General features: G+C 73.5%; 12 protein-coding genes. 6 read left to right on the top strand and 6 right to left on the bottom strand.

Annotated features, from left to right (window positions below):
* The first annotated feature begins 20 nt into the window (after window positions 1-20).
* Window positions 21-1,334 carry a hypothetical protein gene (locus IW256_RS12665; protein ID WP_197011149.1) on the top strand — a complete coding sequence of 438 codons (1,314 nt, stop codon included), beginning with the start codon at window positions 21-23 and terminating at the stop codon, window positions 1,332-1,334.
* Between the two features lie 116 nt (window positions 1,335-1,450).
* On the opposite strand, the gene IW256_RS12670 is transcribed toward IW256_RS12665, so the two are convergent.
* Together IW256_RS12670 and ileS are read right to left on the bottom strand one after the other, a co-directional pair.
* Entirely contained in the window at window positions 1,451-2,212 is a 762-nt protein-coding gene (locus IW256_RS12670) for a DUF1707 SHOCT-like domain-containing protein (protein WP_307828872.1), read from the bottom strand.
* A gap of 125 nt (window positions 2,213-2,337) precedes the next feature.
* The gene (gene ileS, locus IW256_RS12675; protein ID WP_197011150.1) at window positions 2,338-5,517 is read right to left on the bottom strand and encodes an isoleucine--tRNA ligase; all 3,180 of its coding nucleotides are present in this window, start codon (window positions 5,515-5,517) and stop codon (window positions 2,338-2,340) included.
* 988 nt (window positions 5,518-6,505) lie between these two features.
* On the opposite strand from ileS, the gene IW256_RS41060 reads away from it, so the two are divergent.
* The 3 genes from IW256_RS41060 to IW256_RS12690 are packed head-to-tail and all read left to right on the top strand — an operon-like array spanning window position 6,506 to window position 8,570.
* On the top strand, window positions 6,506-6,907 hold the full coding sequence (locus IW256_RS41060; protein WP_307829393.1) for a TraR/DksA family transcriptional regulator: 402 nt from the start codon (window positions 6,506-6,508) through the stop codon (window positions 6,905-6,907).
* Window positions 6,880-7,641: a signal peptidase II gene (gene lspA / locus IW256_RS42185; RefSeq protein ID WP_269217927.1), complete on the top strand. Its 762-nt coding sequence runs from the start codon at window positions 6,880-6,882 to the stop codon at window positions 7,639-7,641. Before IW256_RS41060 ends, lspA begins: the two co-directional genes overlap by 28 nt.
* Window positions 7,641-8,570, top strand: a complete 930-nt coding sequence (locus IW256_RS12690; RefSeq protein WP_197011151.1) for an RluA family pseudouridine synthase — start codon at window positions 7,641-7,643, stop codon at window positions 8,568-8,570. The genes lspA and IW256_RS12690 overlap by 1 nt, the downstream gene beginning before the upstream one ends.
* 72 nt (window positions 8,571-8,642) lie before the next feature.
* Here IW256_RS12690 and IW256_RS12695 read toward each other — a convergent pair whose 3' ends face one another.
* The 3 genes from IW256_RS12695 to IW256_RS12705 all read right to left on the bottom strand — a co-directional run bounded on the left by IW256_RS12695 (window position 8,643) and on the right by IW256_RS12705 (window position 10,273).
* Complete coding sequence (locus IW256_RS12695; RefSeq protein ID WP_197011152.1) at window positions 8,643-8,954, bottom strand: AzlD domain-containing protein; 312 nt, start codon at window positions 8,952-8,954, stop codon at window positions 8,643-8,645.
* Complete coding sequence (locus tag IW256_RS12700; protein WP_197011153.1) at window positions 8,951-9,730, bottom strand: AzlC family ABC transporter permease; 780 nt, start codon at window positions 9,728-9,730, stop codon at window positions 8,951-8,953. Before IW256_RS12700 ends, IW256_RS12695 begins: the two co-directional genes overlap by 4 nt.
* Window positions 9,731-9,868: 138 nt before the next feature.
* Window positions 9,869-10,273 (bottom strand): chorismate mutase, encoded by a 405-nt coding sequence (locus IW256_RS12705; protein WP_197011154.1) that lies wholly within the window; start codon window positions 10,271-10,273, stop codon window positions 9,869-9,871.
* A gap of 305 nt (window positions 10,274-10,578) precedes the next feature.
* On the opposite strand from IW256_RS12705, the gene IW256_RS12710 reads away from it, so the two are divergent.
* Both IW256_RS12710 and dnaE read left to right on the top strand, forming a co-directional pair.
* A complete protein-coding gene (locus tag IW256_RS12710; protein ID WP_231403755.1) occupies window positions 10,579-11,406 on the top strand; it encodes an AraC family transcriptional regulator in 828 nt (275 codons plus the stop codon).
* Window positions 11,407-11,644: 238 nt separating this feature from the next.
* Window positions 11,645-15,175, top strand: a complete 3,531-nt coding sequence (dnaE, locus tag IW256_RS12715) for a DNA polymerase III subunit alpha (protein ID WP_197011156.1) — start codon at window positions 11,645-11,647, stop codon at window positions 15,173-15,175.
* A 70-nt stretch (window positions 15,176-15,245) separates the two neighbouring features.
* Here the strand turns inward: dnaE and IW256_RS12720 are convergent, their stop codons facing one another.
* Window positions 15,246-15,944 carry a DUF6882 domain-containing protein gene (locus IW256_RS12720; RefSeq protein WP_197011157.1) on the bottom strand — a complete coding sequence of 233 codons (699 nt, stop codon included), beginning with the start codon at window positions 15,942-15,944 and terminating at the stop codon, window positions 15,246-15,248.
* Window positions 15,945-15,962 lie beyond the last annotated feature (18 nt).

Consider the following 15,962-nt stretch of genomic DNA (forward strand, 5'->3'; position numbering starts at 1 on the left):
TGTGAAGGGGGAGAAGCCCTGTGATCATCCTGAGTGGCGTCCTCGTCGTCGTGGCGATCGCCCTGCTCGTCGCGGGGATCGTGGCGGGCAACGGAGAGAGCGCGCAGGTGCTCGGCCTGGACGCGCTGGTGGTGATCTACATTTCGATCGCCGTCAGCGTGGTGTCGGCGCTGTGCCTGGCCATCGGGGTGTTCCTGCGGCGCCGGGAGATCTTCGGCTCCGGCGGGGCCGCGTCCCCCGCCCGGAAGGGCACCCGGCCGGCCAAGAGCAAGACCAGGAAGAAGACCGAACGCCCCGCGTCCACCGCGGGTCGTGCGAAGGGGACCGCCCCGGCCGCCCCCAAGGGCGCGGTGGCCGCCGAGAGCGGTGAGGTGGAGATCCCCTCCCCGCCGGCCCGGGTCCCCGACGACGCCGTGGTCTTCGTCGTCCGCGGACGCAAGCGCTACCACCTCGACACCTGCCGGCAGCTGGCCGGCCGGGATCGGGAAGAGCTCACCTACGCCGAGGCGAAGGAAGAGGGCTTCAGTCCCTGCACCGCGTGCATGCCCGACACCGCGCTCGCGGCGCGCGCCTCGGTCTCGGTCGGCGCGGGTCAGGCCGCCGAGCCCGCCGAGGGAGCCGAGCCCGGTACGCCCGGAGCGTCAGGCATCGGCGGGCAGGACACGCCCGGGACGGCCGGCACCGCCGGGCCGGATCCGGCCAAGACCGCCGAACTCCCCGCGAGCGGCGAGCCCCGCGCGGCCGCCGGCCGTCGGGCGGGCACCGCCCCACTCACGAAGGCTCCCGCCGATCCGCCCTCCGGCCCCCTGGCCGAGTCCCGGACGCCCGGCGCCGAGCCGGGCACCGGTCCCGGAGCCGGCGCCGCCTCCGCGAGCGCCTCCGAGACCGGGCCGTCGGGGTCCTCCCGCGGCACGGTCCCGTCCGCGTGGCCGGCCCCCGGGTCCACCACGCAGGGCACCGCCACCGAACCCGCCGCCACGGAGCCCGCCGCCACGGGCGACCCGGCGGCCACGCCGACCGCCCCGCACCCCCGGACGCCGGAGGACGTCCCGCCGGGGGCCGCGCCGGCCGGCGCCGGTGACGACGCGCCCGCCGGACGCCCCGGTGCGGAGCGGGATCCCGCCGCCGCGGACGAGGACGAGGACGAGGACGACGGAGTGCAGGTGCGGATCCTCAGCGGCACCAAGCGCTACCACCGCGTGGACTGCGCTCTCATCGAGGACATCGGGGACGAGACCGACGACCTGGAGTCGCTCTCCCGGGCCGAGGCCAAGGCCCGGGGCTGCACGCCCTGCCTGGTCTGCCAGCCCGACCGCGAGCGCGCCCACGACTGACCCGCCGGCCGACCGGCCTCGCGAGCCGCCGCCCGGCCCGCTGTCAGCGGTGCCGGGCGCCGTCCCCCGGGGGTGACCCGCGGGGGCCGGGATCGGCGGCGGCGAGAGCGGCGGGATCAGGAGCGGCGGCGCGACTCGCGCAGTTGCCGCAGCCGCTCGTGCCGCAGGTCGTGCGTCTCGCGGATCCGCTCCTCGTGCAGCGCGCGCTGCGACTCGCGGCGCTCGCGGCGGCGGTCGGCCCAGGTCGCGCCCGCCTCGCGCCGTTTCGCCGTCACGCCGCCGAACAGCACCATCCCGGTCAGCCGGATCACCGGGGCGTCCGGCTCCACGGTGTCGTCCTCGGGAAGGTCGACGCCGCCGAAGACCGCGGAGATCGAGCTGATCACCCGCACGCCCGGCGGGATCGTGATGTCCACGCCGCCGAAGACGCAGCTGACGTTGACCGTGACCTCGCGCTGGGACAGGACGGCCCGGCGGAAGTCCAGGTCGGCGCCGCCGAACACGCAGGTCACGGTGGTGGTCGGCTCGACCAGCCAGCGGCCCCTGCGGTCGGCCCCGGCGAAGATCGCGACGATGGAGGCGGACTGCGGCTCGGGCGGCGGGGCCGTCTCCTCGGGCGGGGCGGCGGGTGCGGGGGCGGGCTCGGAGCCTTCCCGGCTCGGGTCCGCGGGCAGGTCGCGGAGCACCGGTTCCAGTTCGGCGTAGGTCCTGGCCTGGTACACCACGTCGATGCGCTCGGCGTGCTCGTCGGGCGTGATGCGCCCTTCGGCGAGGGCCTCGCGGAGGCGGTCGGCGACCCGGTCGCGGTCGGCGTCCGAGGCGCGCAGCGCCGGCGCGCCCGCCGCCGGGGTCGGTTCGGAAGGGTCAGTCGGGTTCACGCCACCCATCATCCCAAACGCGATGTGTCGCGAGAAGGCCCTGGCGGGCTTTCGGTGGGACGGGGCGGCCGGACGGCGGGGAAGACCGCCGCCCGGCCGCCCCCGCCGTCCCGCCGCCCGCGGCGTCAGGCCCGGCGGAGCCAGAAAGTCAGGCCCAGCTCGTCGTCCCGCTGCGCGGGCAGGCCGAGATCCGGGCGGCCCTCGGCGACCTCGGCCGCCAGGACCTCGGCGGCCAGCTCGTCCCGGTGCGCGCGCAGCGCCTCGGCCAGCTCGTCGCCGGCCGCCCGCCACCACAGCTCGATCCGGTCGGTGACCTCCAGCCCGGTGGACTTGCGGGCGTCCTGGACGAGCCGTACGGCCTCGCGGACCAGGCCGGCGCGGCGCAGTTCGGGCGTCACGGTGAGGTCCAGCGCCACGCTCTCGCCGGCGGCGCTCTCCACCGCCCAGCCGCTGCGCGGGCGCTCGGTGACGATCAGCTCGGCGGGGGAGAGCGCGACCGGGCCCAGGCCCTCGGCCTCCACGGTCACGCCGCCGTCGGCCCGCAGCGCCCCCACGAGCGCGGCCGGGTCGGCCGCGGCCACCGCCTTGGCGACCTTGGGCGTGTCCTTGGCGAAGCGCTTGCCCAGCTCGCGGAAGCTGGGCTTCACCTCGTACTCGACCAGGTCGCCGCCGATCGAGGACAGCTCCTCGAACGCCAGGACGTTCAGCTCCTCGGAGATCTGGGCGCGCAGCTCGGCGGGGAGCGCGGCCCAGTCCCGGGCGCCGACCAGGGCGCGGCCGAGGGGCTGGCGGGTCCGGACGCCGCTGGCCGCGCGGGCGGCCCGGCCCAGCTCCACCAGCCGCCGCACCAGGGCCATCCGCTCCGACAGCTCGGCGTCGAGCAGGTCCTCCCGGACGACCGGGAAGTCGGCCAGGTGCACCGACTCGGGGCCGCCGGCGGGGCGGATGACGTCCCACACGTAGTCGGTGAGGAACGGCACCATCGGCGCCATGAGGCGGGTCAGGGTCTCCAGGCACTCGTAGAGCGTGGCGAAGGCCGCGGCGCCGCCGGGCGTCTCCGGGCCCTCCCAGAACCGCCGCCGCGAGCGCCGCACGTACCAGTTGGACAGGTCGTCGACGAACTCGGCCAGCCGCCGCCCGGCCGCGGCGCTGTCGAAGCCCTCCAGCGCCGCGTCCACGTCGGCGACCGTGCGGTGCAGCTCGGCCAGCGCCCAGCGGTCCAGCAGCGGCCGGTCGGCCGGGGCGGGCGCCTCGGCCATCCGCTCCGGCGTCCAGGCCCGGCCCTGCGCCTCCGCGGCGTTGGCGTACAGGACCAGGAAGGACGCGGTGTTCCAGTAGGTGAGGAGGACCTTGCGGACGATCTCCTCCAGCGCGCCGTGACCCACCCGGCGGGCCGCCCACGGCAGGCCGCTGGCCAGCATGAACCAGCGCAGCGCGTCGGCGCCGTGCTCGTCCATCAGCGGGATCGGGCGCAGGACGTTGCCCAGGTGCTTGCTCATCTTGCGGCCGTCCTCGGCCAGGATCAGCCCCAGGCACAGCACGTTCTCGTACGACGAGCGGTCGAAGACGAGCGTGCCGACGGCCATCAGGGAGTAGAACCAGCCGCGGGTCTGGTCCTGGGCCTCGCAGATGTACTGGGCCGGGTAGGAGGACTCGAAGACCTCCTTGTTGCGGTGGGGGGCGCCCCACTGGGCGAACGGCATCGACCCGGAGTCGTACCAGGCGTCGATGACGTCCGGGACGCGGCGCGCCTCCTCGCCGCACTGCGGGCAGGGCAGCGTCACGTCGTCCACGTACGGCCGGTGGGGGTCGAGCCTGGACAGGTCGCGGCCCGCCAGCTCGCCCAGCTCCTCCAGGGATCCGACGCAGGTGACGTGGTCCTCGTCGGCGCCGCACACCCACAGCGGCAGGGGGGTGCCCCAGTAGCGGCTGCGCGACAGCGACCAGTCGACGTTGTTGCGCAGCCATTCGCCGTAACGGCCCTCCTTGACCGTCTCGGGGAACCAGTTGGTCCTGGCGTTCTCCTCCAGCAGCCGGTCCTTGACGGCGGTCGTGCGGATGTACCAGGACGGCAGCGCGTAGTACAGCAGCGGGGTGTGGCACCGCCAGCAGTGCGGGTAGCTGTGGTCGAAGTGGCCGGCGCGGTACAGCAGGCCGCGCGCCTCCAGGTCCTCGGTCAGCCGCTCGTCGGCGTCCTTGAAGAACTTCCCGCCCACGAGCGGGACGTCCGGGAGGAAGCGGCCGTCGGGGCCGATCGGGTTGACGACCGGCATGCCGTAGTTCTTGCAGACGGTCATGTCGTCGGCGCCGAACGCGGGGGCCTGGTGGACCAGGCCGGTGCCGTCCTCCACGGTGACGTAGTCGCCCAGCACCACGTAGTGGGCGTCGGGGATGTCGACCAGCTCGAACGGGCGCCGGTAGGAGGTGCGTTCCAGTTCGGTGCCCCGGAAGGAGGCCAGCCGCTCGGCGCCCTCGCCGAGGACCTGGTCGAGCAGCGGCTCGGCCACCACCAGCACCTCGTCCGAGCCCGCGGGGCGGGCGGCGACGTAGGTGACCTCGGGGTGGACGGCGACCGCGGTGTTGGACACCAGCGTCCACGGGGTGGTCGTCCAGATGAGCAGCGCCGCGTCCAGCTCGGCCAGCGGCCCGGAGGTGACCGGCATCCGCACGTACACCGAGGGGCTGGAGATCGTCTCGTACCCGCCGGGCTGGCCCAGCTCGTGGTCGGACAGGCCGGTGCCGCAGCGCGGGCAGTACGGGGTGATGCGGAAGTCGCGGAACAGCAGCCCCTTGTCGAAGACGACCTTGAGCGACCACCAGACCGCCTCGACGTACTCGGGGTCCATGGTCCGGTACGCCTGGGCGTTGTCCACCCAGAAGCCCATCCGGTCGGACATCTCCTCGAAGGCGTCCACGTGCCGCAGCACCGACTCCCGGCAGCGGGCGTTGAACTCCGCGATGCCGTAGGACTCGATGTCCTTCTTGCCGGTGAGGCCGAGCTCCTTCTCCACGGCCACCTCGACGGGAAGGCCGTGGCAGTCCCAGCCCGCCTTGCGGGGGACGTGGTAGCCCTTCATGGTGCGGTAGCGCGGGAAGACGTCCTTGAACACCCGGGCCTCGACGTGGTGCACGCCGGGCATGCCGTTGGCGGTGGGAGGGCCCTCGTAGAAGAGCCAGCGTGGGCCGGACGCGGTGCGCTCCAGCGACCGCTCGAACACCTTGCGGTCCTGCCAGCGGCCCAGCATCTCCCGCTCCATGGCGGGCAGATCGACCTGCGCGGGCAGGGGCCGGAACTTGCGGGTCACGGGGCGGACCTCCGGATCGACGTGAAAAACCTGCACGTGGACCGGAGGGACGAGACCCCCGCCCGAACGCCGGGCCGGATCCCGCGGTACCACCCTCCTTGGCCGCGCCTGCCCGGCGCGGCCCGCTTCGTTGACGCTCGGCGACCGGTTCTACTGAGCCGGACCGGACGCGCCTCCGCCGTGCGGGCGCCGCCGGGTCCGGCGGTTCTTCCGGAGGCTCCGGGGTGATCAGACCGCCGTGCTCGCCCCCGGGCTCGCACCGTCCCCGGGTCGCTCATGGCTGCGTGCGGCGGCAGGTGTCCCCTTCACGGCCTGCCGATACGCTGTTCGCTGAGACAGTAACGCACGTCGCGGCAAATCTCTTCCCATTTCCCCCGCCGCGGGGTCCGGCGCGCCGGTGCGGCAGTCGATGTGACGCAGGTCACTTTCGAGATTGTGACGGCTCCGGGGTTCTCCGTACGCCGTCACCGGGCATATGCGGCCTGTTATGAACCCAGGTCGTTTGCCGTCCCGCGAAAGGGGACCTATGCTGCCCGCACTGCCTGTCGAGACGTTCAGCGCGAGGGGGGCCGACATGGCCGGCGCGGGAACGGGTGAGCCGCCCGCCTCCCAGACCACCAGCACCCCTACCTCCGGCACCGATGCCCCGAGTGCCCACGCCTCCGGCGCCCAGGGCCCGGGCGGTCACGCGCCAGGGTCCCAAACGCCCGGTGCGAGCGCGGGGAAGCCCGCCGCGCGCCCGGGGGCCAAGCGGGGCAAGCCCGCCGACAAGCCGCCGGCGGCCAAGCCCAACGCGCCGCGGACCGCGGGCAAGCGCGCGGCCAAGTCCGCGCCCGCGACGTCCGCGCCCGCCAAGGAGCCTCGCGGCGGGAGGGCCCGGACGGCCCGCGAATCCCACGAGGTCCGCGAGCCGCGCGAGGCGGTGCACGACGCCGCCGAGGCCCACGAGCCCCGTGCCGCCGAGGAGACCGCCCGTCCCGGGACGGCGGTGGCGGCCAAGGCCGCGACCCTGCCGGTCCGCGAGGGCGAGGACCGCTGGACGCCCGCCGAGCTGGCCGAGGTCCGCGCCACGCTGACGGAGCAGATCGCCGGGCTGGAGGCCGAGATCGCCGCCTCCACCAGCCAGATCGCCGAGGGCGACGCGTCCGACGGGGCCGGCGACGACCAGGCCGACACCGGCGCCAAGACCTACGAGCGCGAGCACGAGCTGGCCTTGACCTACAATTCGCGTGACCTGCTCGCCCAGACCGAGCGGGCCGTCCAACGGATCGACGCGGGCACGTACGGGATCTGCGAGTCCTGCGCCAAGCCGGTCGGCAAGGCGCGCCTCCAGGTCTTTCCCCGTGCGACGCTATGCGTGTCATGCAAACAACGCGAGGAACGTCGCTGAACGACGCAACCAACTCACAGAGCGGGGCCGGGGGGCCGGCCGGATCGCCTCGGCCGCGCCGTGTCGGCGTACTGGTCGCGGTCGCGCTGACCGCCCTGGCCCTGGACGTGGTCACCAAGATGGTCGTGGTGGCCACGCTGCAGGACCGCGAGCCGATCCGGCTGCTGGGCGGCCTGCTGACGCTGCGCGAGACCCGCAACAGCGGGGCCGCGTTCTCGATCGGCACCGGCTACACGGTCGTCTTCACCCTGATCGCCTGCGGAGTGGTGATCGCGATCCTGCGCACCGCCCGCAACCTGCGCAGCCTGCCCTGGGCGATCTGCCTGGGGCTGCTGCTGGGCGGCGCGCTCGGCAACCTCATCGACCGGATGCTGCGCGCCCCCGCGCCGCTGAAGGGCCACGTGGTGGACTGGATCGAGGTGCCGAACTGGCCGGTCTTCAACCTGGCCGACTCGGCGATCGTCTGCGGCGGCGTGCTGGCCGTGCTGCTGGCGGCTCGCGGGTTGCAGATCGACGGCACCCGGATCACCGGTAAGGAGCCCGACGGCGACGAGGACGGGACGGAGGGCTCCGCCGTCACCGGCGCCGAGCCGTCGAAGCCGTCCGAGCCGCCGGGTCCGTCCGGTTCGCCGGGTCCGTCCGAGAGCGCGGACGCCGCGCCCGCGGACGGCGAGCCCGGCCCGGACCGCGATCCGGCGCCCGGCACGCCCTCGGCTTCGGGGGACAAGGGCTGATGGCGGACGTGCGCAGCCTCCCGGTCCCCGAGGGCCTGGAGGGAGAGCGGATCGACGCCGCGCTGGCCCGCCTGTTCGGGCTCTCGCGCGGCCGGGCCGCCGACATCATCGCCGCCGGCGACGTCCTGCTGGACGGCCGGGAGGTCGCCAAGTCCGACCGGGTGCACGGCGGCGCCTGGCTGGAGGTGACCCTCCCGCCGCCGCCGACCGCGCCCGTCCCGGTCGCCGAGCCCGTCCCCGGCATGGGCATCCTGTACGAGGACGACGACATCGTGGTGGTCGACAAGCCGGTCGGCGTGGCCGCCCACCCGACCACCGGCTGGACCGGCCCGACCGTGCTGGGCGGGCTGCTGGGGGCCGGGCACACCGTCGCCACCAGCGGGGCCGCCGAACGCCAGGGCATCGTGCACCGGCTGGACGCCAACACCACCGGCGCGATGGTCGTCGCCAAGAGCGAGGTCGCCTACTCGCGCCTCAAGCGGGCCTTCAAGGAACGCACCGTCGACAAGCGCTACCAGGCGCTCGTCCAGGGCCACCCCGACCCGTTCCGCGGCACGGTCGACGCCCCCATCGACCGGCATCCCTCGGGGGACGGCCGGTTCGCCGTGGTGGCCGGGGGCAAGCCCTCGATCACCCACTACGACACCGTCGAGGCGTTCCGGGCGGCCACCCTCCTGGACATCGACCTGGAGACGGGCCGCACCCACCAGATCCGCGTGCACATGTCCGCGATCCGCCACCCCTGCGTCGGCGACATGGCCTACGGCGCCGACCCGACCCTGGCGGCCCGGCTCGGGCTGAGGCGGCAGTGGCTGCACGCCGTACGGCTCGGGTTCGAGCACCCCACCCGCGGCGAGCGGGTGGAGTTCGAGAGCCCCTACCCCGAGGACCTGGCCCGCGCCCTGGAGATCGTCCAGGCCGAGTCCTAGACGGCCACCCGCGCACCGGCCGCCGCCCTCGGGCAGGGAGGGCGGCCGGTACGCCGGGCGGGATTCACCGGGTCACAGGAGCAGGCGCAGTCCGGCCGCGACCCCGGCGGCCACCGCGAGCACGACCAGGAACGGCGCGCGCAGCAGCAGCGCCGCCACGGCCGCGCCGAGCCCGGCCAGCCGGGGGCCGTCGAACTCCAGCGTCCTGCCGTCCGGCGCCAGGGCCTGGACGGCGATCAGGGCGGTCAGGAGCGCCACCGGGACCAGTTCGGTGAACCGGCGCACCCGCGGGTCCGCCAGCACCCGCTGCGGGGTGACCAGGCCGCCCAGCTTGAGCAGGTAGCACCCGACCCCCGTGGCGATCACCGCGATCCACACGTTCACGGCGCGGTGCCCTCCTTCCGCTCTCCTGGACCGGACCGCCCGTCCGTCTCGCCGGGGGAGCCCGGCCGGCGGCGCCGGCGCGGCGGCACGATCGCGACCAGCGCCGCCACCGCGGCCACCATCACCGGGACCCCGGCGGGCAGCACCGGGGTCGTCGCGAGCGCGATCACGGCGGCGCCGGCCGCGACCCGCCCCTCGGTCCGGCCCGCCGTCAGCCGGGGCCACAGCAGCGCCAGGAAGACCGCGGGCCCCAGCACGTCCAGGCCGAGGGTCTCGGGGTCGCCCAGCCGGGCCGCGCCCAGCGCGCCCAGCAGGGTGGTGAGGTTCCAGGACAGGTAGATGCTGATCGCGGTGGCGTAGAACCCCACGCGGGCCGCCGCCCGGTCGGGCTGGGCGCTCGCCACCGCGGTGGTCTCGTCGATGACCACCTGCGCGGTGAGGAGCCGCCGTACGCCCCGCACCCGCAGCAGATCGGCCAGCCTCAGGCCGTACAGCGCGTTCCGCCCGCCCAGCAGCACCGCGCCCATCACGCCGGTCGCCAGGTTCCCGCCCGCGCCGATCACTCCGATCAGGGCGAACTGGGAGGCGCCGCTGAAGGTCAGCAGGCTGAGCGCGCAGGTCTGCGCCACCGACAGCCCCGCCGTGATCCCGGCCGCCCCGAAGGCGAGCCCGGAGGCCCCGACCGCCAGCCCCACGCCCAGGCCGTCCCGGACGGCGGCGGAACGTTCCGGCGCGTTGCCGGGAGCGTCCGTCACCGTCGCTTCCGTCACATTCATGCCGTCAAGCTAGCCGGGACCCGCGAACGCGGGCTTGAACGTTCTTGCGAACACCCGGCCCGTGACCACCGGCCCGTGACCACCGGCCCGTGCTCATGGGCCCCGTGCTCCAGGGCCCCGTGCTCATGGGCCCCGTGCTCACCGGCCCGCACGGTCGTCGCTCCCGGCCGCGGCGGCCGCCGCGGCCTCCAGTCCCGCCTCGATGACCGCGTTCATGATCCGGGCGAGCCGCTCCGGGCCGAGGGAGGGCGCGTGCTCGGCCATCGCGGCCACGATGCGGCGCTCGCGGTCGGGGTCGCGCCCGGCGAAGCCGCCCACCGGCTTGAGGCGCTGCACCACCCCGGCCACCGCGGCGCGATGCTCCAGCAGCGTGGCGAGCGCGGCGTCGATCCCGTCGATCGCGGCGCGGGCGTCGTCCACCGTGGCGAGGTCGCGGGGCCGGGGCAGCGGCACGGTCAGCCGCCCGGCCGCGGCCGGGCCCCCGGCCTCGCCGGAGGGGGCGGCCTCACCGGAGGCGGCGGTATCGATGGTCTGGTCGGTCATGTCGGGGTTCCCTCTCTCGCGGCGGCCGTCCGCGCTCGGGATGCTCCCTCCATGCCCGGGGCCGCGCTCTCATGAGAAAAGGCAGAGCCCCTCGGGGGGCTCCGCCTTCGCCGGCTCCGGGGTCGTCGCTCAGGTCGCGCCGACCGGCTCACCCGGAGCCGGCTGCGTAAAACCGTGATAGCGACGTTCCATGACCCCGATCGTACGGGCCGGAGGACGGCGGGCGCCAATCTCCGGGACGTCCATCTCATACCTTGGGACGAATCGGGCGCGTCAGGCCGGCCGCGCCGCCTAGCATGACAGGTATGAACACCGAGGTGGCACATTACTGGAGCCATCCCGCGCTGCCCGGAGTGGACCTGCTGCGGGCCCGTTTCGTGTCCCATCGCTTCACCCGCCACGTCCATGACGGCTACGCCATCGCCCTGATCGAGGACGGGGTGGAGGAGTTCGAGTACGCGGGGAGCGTCGAACGCGCCGGGCGCGGGGCGATCGGGCTGGTGAACCCGGGCGTCGTCCACACCGGCCAGGCGGGCGTCCCGGACGGGTGGTCCTACCGCGTGCTGTACCCGTCCATCGAGGTGATGAGCGGCATCGCCGCCGACCTGGGCGCCCCGCCCGGCACCCCGTTCTTCCCCGATCCCGTCATCGTGGACCCGGAGGCGGCCCGGTCGCTGCGCGCGGCGCACCGCGCCGGGGAGCACGGCGACGCCCTGGCGGCCTCCTCGCTGTTCCGCGCGGCCGTCGCGAGCCTGCTGCGCCACGCCCGGCACGTCCCGCCCGCCGGACGGGGCGGGGAGGCGGCGCGGATGCCCGCCGCCGTCCGGGCGGCCCGGGAGATCCTGCACGAGAGCCTGGTGGACCCGCCGTCGCTGGAGGCGCTGGCCGAGGCCGCGGGGGTCGGGACGTTCCAGCTCATGCGGGCGTTCCGGGCGGCCACCGGCCTGCCGCCGCACGCCTACCTGAACCAGGTCCGGGTGCGGCGGGCGCGCGCCCTCCTGGACGCGGGGCTGCGCCCGGCCGAGGTCGCGGCCCGCACCGGCTTCGCCGACCAGGCCCATCTGACCCGCCACTTCAAGCGCACCGTCGGCGTCCCTCCCGGCGCCTACCGGCACGGCCGCGCCTCCGCCTAGGGGTGCGGAGCGGGTACGCGCAGTACGTGGTGACAAGCGATACGTAACGGGCCTTCTGGGGTGAACGGGACATCGGAGTGTCGGGCGGCGGGCGCTCCCGGGGAGGGTTAGGCTCTCAGGACCGCGTCATCCCGGGTGCCGATCCCGGGGTGGCGGACTTCCCCCGGAACGGATCCGCGCGACCACGTGCCGACCGCACGTGGGCGGTCGCATGCGACGACTAGGAGGCGCACAGGGCATGGCCGACTCGTTCGTACATCTGCATGTGCATACGGAGTATTCGATGCTGGACGGCGCCGCCCGGCTGAAGCAGATGTTCGAGGAGGTCGGGCGGCAGGGGATGCCGGCGATCGCCATGACCGACCACGGCAACATGCACGGCGCCTACGACTTCCACCGGCAGGCGATGGCGGCCGGGGTGACGCCGATCATCGGCATCGAGGCGTACATGGCGCCGGAGTCCCGCTACCACAAGAAGAAGGTCCAGTGGGGCGAGCCCAGCCAGAAGCGCGACGACGTCTCGGGCGGCGGCCTGATCAACCACAAGACGCTGTGGGCGCGTGACAAGACGGGGCTGCACAACCTGTTCAAGCTGTCCAGCCGCGCGTTCACCGAGGGCTTCGTCTTCAAGTACGCGCGGATGGACGAGGAGCTGCTGGCCGAGCACGCCGAGGGCCTGATGGCCACGACCGGCTGCCCGTCGGGGAAGGTCCAGACCCGGTTGCGGCTGGGGCAGTTCGACGAGGCCCTCAAGGCCGCGGCGACGTTCCAGGAGATCCTCGGCAAGGAGAACTACTTCCTCGAGCTGATGGACCACGGCCTGGAGATCGAGAAGCGGGTCCGGGACGGCCTGGTCGAGATCGGCAAGAGGCTGAACATCCCGCCGGTGGTGACCAACGACTCGCACTACACGCACGAGAGCGAGGCCACCGCGCACGACGCCCTGCTGTGCGTGCAGGTGGGCAAGCAGCTGGCGGACCCGGACCGGTTCCGGTTCGACGGCAGCGGCTACTACATCAAGACGGCCGACGAGATGCGGGCGATCGACTCCTCCGACATCTGGGCCGAGGGCTGCCGCAACACCCTGCTGATCGCCGAGCGGGTGGACGCCGGGGGCATGTTCAAGCCGCACGACCTCATGCCGCGGTTCCCGGTGCCGGAGGGCGAGACCGAGGAGAGCTGGTTCCGCAAGGAGGTCTGGAAGGGCCTGGAGCGGCGGTTCCCCGGCGGCATCCCGGACGAGTACCGCAAGCAGGCCGAGTACGAGATGGGCGTCATCCTCGGCAAGGGGTACCCCTCGTACTTCCTGGTCGTGGCCGACTTCATCATGTGGGCCAAGGAGAACGGGATCCTGGTCGGGCCCGGGCGCGGCAGCGCCGCGGGCTCCCTGATCGCGTACGCGATGGGCATCACCGACCTCGACCCGCTCCCGCACGGGCTGATCTTCGAGCGGTTCCTCAACCCCGAGCGCGAGTCCATGCCCGACATCGACATCGACTTCCCTGAAGACCGGCGGGCCGAGGTCATCCGCTACACCACCGACAAGTGGGGCGCGGACAAGGTCGCGTTCATCGCCACGTTCGGCACCATCAAGGCGAAGGCCGCCATCAAGGACGCGGGCCGCGTCCTGGGCTTCCCGTACGCGCTGGGCGACCGGATCTCCAAGGCGTTCCCGCCCGCCGTGATGGGCAAGGACATCCCGCTGTCGGGGATCTTCGACGACAAGCACCCGCGCCACGGCGAGGCCGGCGAGCTGCGCAGGCTGTACGAGGAAGAGCCCGACGTCAAGCAGATCATGGACCTGGCGCAGGGCCTGGAGGGGCTGATCCGGCAGACCGGCGTGCACGCCGCCGGGATCATCATGAGCGGTGAGACCATCACCGACCACGTGCCGATCATGCGCCGCGACGCCGACGGCGCGATCATCACGCAGTTCGACTACCCGACCTGCGAGACGCTCGGCCTGCTGAAGATGGACTTCCTGGGCCTGCGGAACCTGACGATCATCGACGACGCGCTCAAGGGCATCAAGCTCAACAAGGGCATCGACGTCGACCTGCTGGAACTGCCGCTGACCGACCCCAAGACCTACGAGCTGCTGGGACGCGGCGACACGCTCGGGGTGTTCCAGTTCGACGGCGGGCCGATGCGGGCGCTGCTGCGGCTGATGAAGCCGGACAACTTCGAGGACATCTCCGCGGTCGGCGCCCTCTACCGGCCCGGCCCGATGGGCGCCAACTCCCACACCAACTACGCGCTCCGCAAGAACGGCCAGCAGGAGATCACCCCGATCCATCCGGAGCTGAGGGACGCCCTGGAGGACATCCTCGGCACGACCTACGGCCTGATCGTGTATCAGGAGCAGGTCATGTCCATCGCCCAGAAGGTCGCGGGCTACACGCTCGGACAGGCCGACCTGCTCCGCCGGGCGATGGGCAAGAAGAAGAAGGAGGTCCTCGACAAGGAGTTCAAGCCGTTCTCCGAGGGCATGCGGGAGCGCGGCTACTCCGACGAGGCGATCAAGACGCTCTGGGACATCCTGGTCCCGTTCTCCGACTACGCGTTCAACAAGGCGCACAGCGCCGCCTACGGCCTGGTCTCCTACTGGACGGCCTACCTGAAGGCCAACTACCCCGCCGAGTACATGGCGGCCCTGCTGACCTCCGTCGGCGACGACAAGGACAAGAGCGCGCTCTACCTCAACGAGTGCCGCCGGATGGGCCTGAAGGTCCTGCCGCCCGACGTCAACACCTCCGACGCCGACTTCACCCCGATGGGCGACACCGAGATCCGGTTCGGCCTGTCGGCGGTCCGCAACGTCGGCACGAACGTGGTGGAGGGCATCATCGCGGCGCGCCGCGAGAAGGGCGCCTACACCGACTTCAACGACTTCCTCAACAAGGTCCCGCCGATCGTGTGCAACAAGCGGGTGGTGGAGTCGCTGATCAAGGCGGGCGGGTTCGACGAGCTCGGGCACGGCCGCAAGGCGCTGCTGATGGTGCACGAGCAGGCGATCGACTCGGTCATCGACATCAAGCGCAAGGAGGCGATCGGGCAGGACTCGCTGTTCGGCGCGCTGGAGAACGACGGCGGCGAGGACGCCTTCGCGGTCGCCATCCCCGAGGGCGAGGAGTGGGACAAGACCACCCTGCTGGCCTTCGAACGGGAGATGCTGGGCCTGTACGTCTCCGACCACCCGCTGCTGGGCGTCGAGCACATCCTGGAGAAGGAGGCCGACGCCGGGATCGGGACGCTGACCGAGGGGGAGCGCCCCGACGGCCAGATCGTCACGGTGGCGGGCCTGCTGTCGGGGCTGCAGCGGAAGGTGACCAAGCAGGGCAACTCGTGGGCGATGGCCAGCCTGGAGGACCTGTCCGGCGTGATCGAGGTGATGATCTTCCCGTCGTCCTACCAGCTGTGCTCCACCCTGCTGGCCGAGGACGCGATCCTGGTGGTCCGGGGCAAGCTGGACCGGCGCGAGGACGTCCCGAAGATCATCGCGATGGAGGTCACCCAGCCCGACCTCACCATCACCGACGCGCAGGGCCCGTTCTCGGTGACGCTGCAGATCGGCCGCTGCACCCCGCCGATGGTGGCCCGCCTCAAGGAGGTCCTGGTCACCCATCCGGGCACGTCGGAGGTGCACCTGCACCTGCAGAACGGCCCGAGGACCACCGTCGTGCGCCTGGACGACCGGCTGCGCGTGGCGCCGTCCCCGGCGCTGATGGGCGATCTGAAGCAGCTCCTCGGCCCGTCCTGCCTCACCTGAGCGAGGGCGGGGCGCCGGGCACCCGGTGCCCCGCCCGCCCGCTCGCGTCGTCCGCGCCGGCGAGGCGTGGTCAGAGGGCGGCGGGGGTCAGCTCGGCCTGCCAGTCGATGAAGCGGCCCAGGCCGTCGAAGTGGGCGCGGGCGACGCCGCCGCCGGGAAGGCGGATCTCGGTCACGCCGTCCCGCTCGCGGTAGGCGACGCGGTGGCGGCTCAGGAACCGGGCCAGGGTGAGCCGGGGCTCGTCCGGGAACAGGCTGACGGCGTTCATCAGGAGCCGGGGGACCGGCACGGGGTCCCAGACGGCCGGCGGCGCCTGCGGGTCGTCCACGTGGAGGTAGGCCGAGCCGCCGTCGTACCCGGCGCCGATGTACCCGCCGCCGCCCAGCACCCCGCCGGCGGCCATGGCGATCAGCTCCCCGCCGTGCCCGGCCGGGCCCTCGTACCAGCCGAGGTCGACCTCGGGGGTGGTGAACTCCGGGATGCCCAGGCGCTGCCCCAGCCCCCGGATGGCCAGGGTCGGCTCGACCGCCGGGTGGCCGTCGCCGAACTGCGGGTTGGCCCAGCCCCAGAGCCAGGTGCGCTCGCGCGCGGCGTAGCTGCCCAGCAGCGACACCCGCACCGTGACCCCGCCGCTGGTGTACGTGCGCGCGGTCAGGTCGGCGCTCCAGTCCTCCCGGGGGAGGAACTCGGCGAGGGTCTCCTGTTGCTGGAGGACGACCGCGGCCAGCGCGGTGCCGAGGCGGGTGAACGCAGGACTGAATCCGGACATGTCGGGCACATTATCTCA

Source organism: Actinomadura viridis, assembly GCF_015751755.1.
GTDB classification, from domain to species: domain Bacteria; phylum Actinomycetota; class Actinomycetes; order Streptosporangiales; family Streptosporangiaceae; genus Spirillospora; species Spirillospora viridis.

What these genes read in the sequence shown, in the direction of transcription:
- IW256_RS12710 (WP_231403755.1), top strand. Translation starts at nt 10,579, where the DNA reads ATGAACACCGAGGTGGCACATTACTGGAGCCATCCCGCGCTGCCCGGA.
- dnaE (WP_197011156.1), top strand. Translation starts at nt 11,645, where the DNA reads ATGGCCGACTCGTTCGTACATCTGCATGTGCATACGGAGTATTCGATG.
- IW256_RS12700 (WP_197011153.1), bottom strand. Translation starts at nt 9,730, where the DNA reads ATGAATGTGACGGAAGCGACGGTGACGGACGCTCCCGGCAACGCGCCG.
- IW256_RS12690 (WP_197011151.1), top strand. Translation starts at nt 7,641, where the DNA reads ATGGCGGACGTGCGCAGCCTCCCGGTCCCCGAGGGCCTGGAGGGAGAG.
- IW256_RS12720 (WP_197011157.1), bottom strand. Translation starts at nt 15,944, where the DNA reads ATGTCCGGATTCAGTCCTGCGTTCACCCGCCTCGGCACCGCGCTGGCC.
- lspA (WP_269217927.1), top strand. Translation starts at nt 6,880, where the DNA reads ATGCAAACAACGCGAGGAACGTCGCTGAACGACGCAACCAACTCACAG.
- IW256_RS12705 (WP_197011154.1), bottom strand. Translation starts at nt 10,273, where the DNA reads ATGACCGACCAGACCATCGATACCGCCGCCTCCGGTGAGGCCGCCCCC.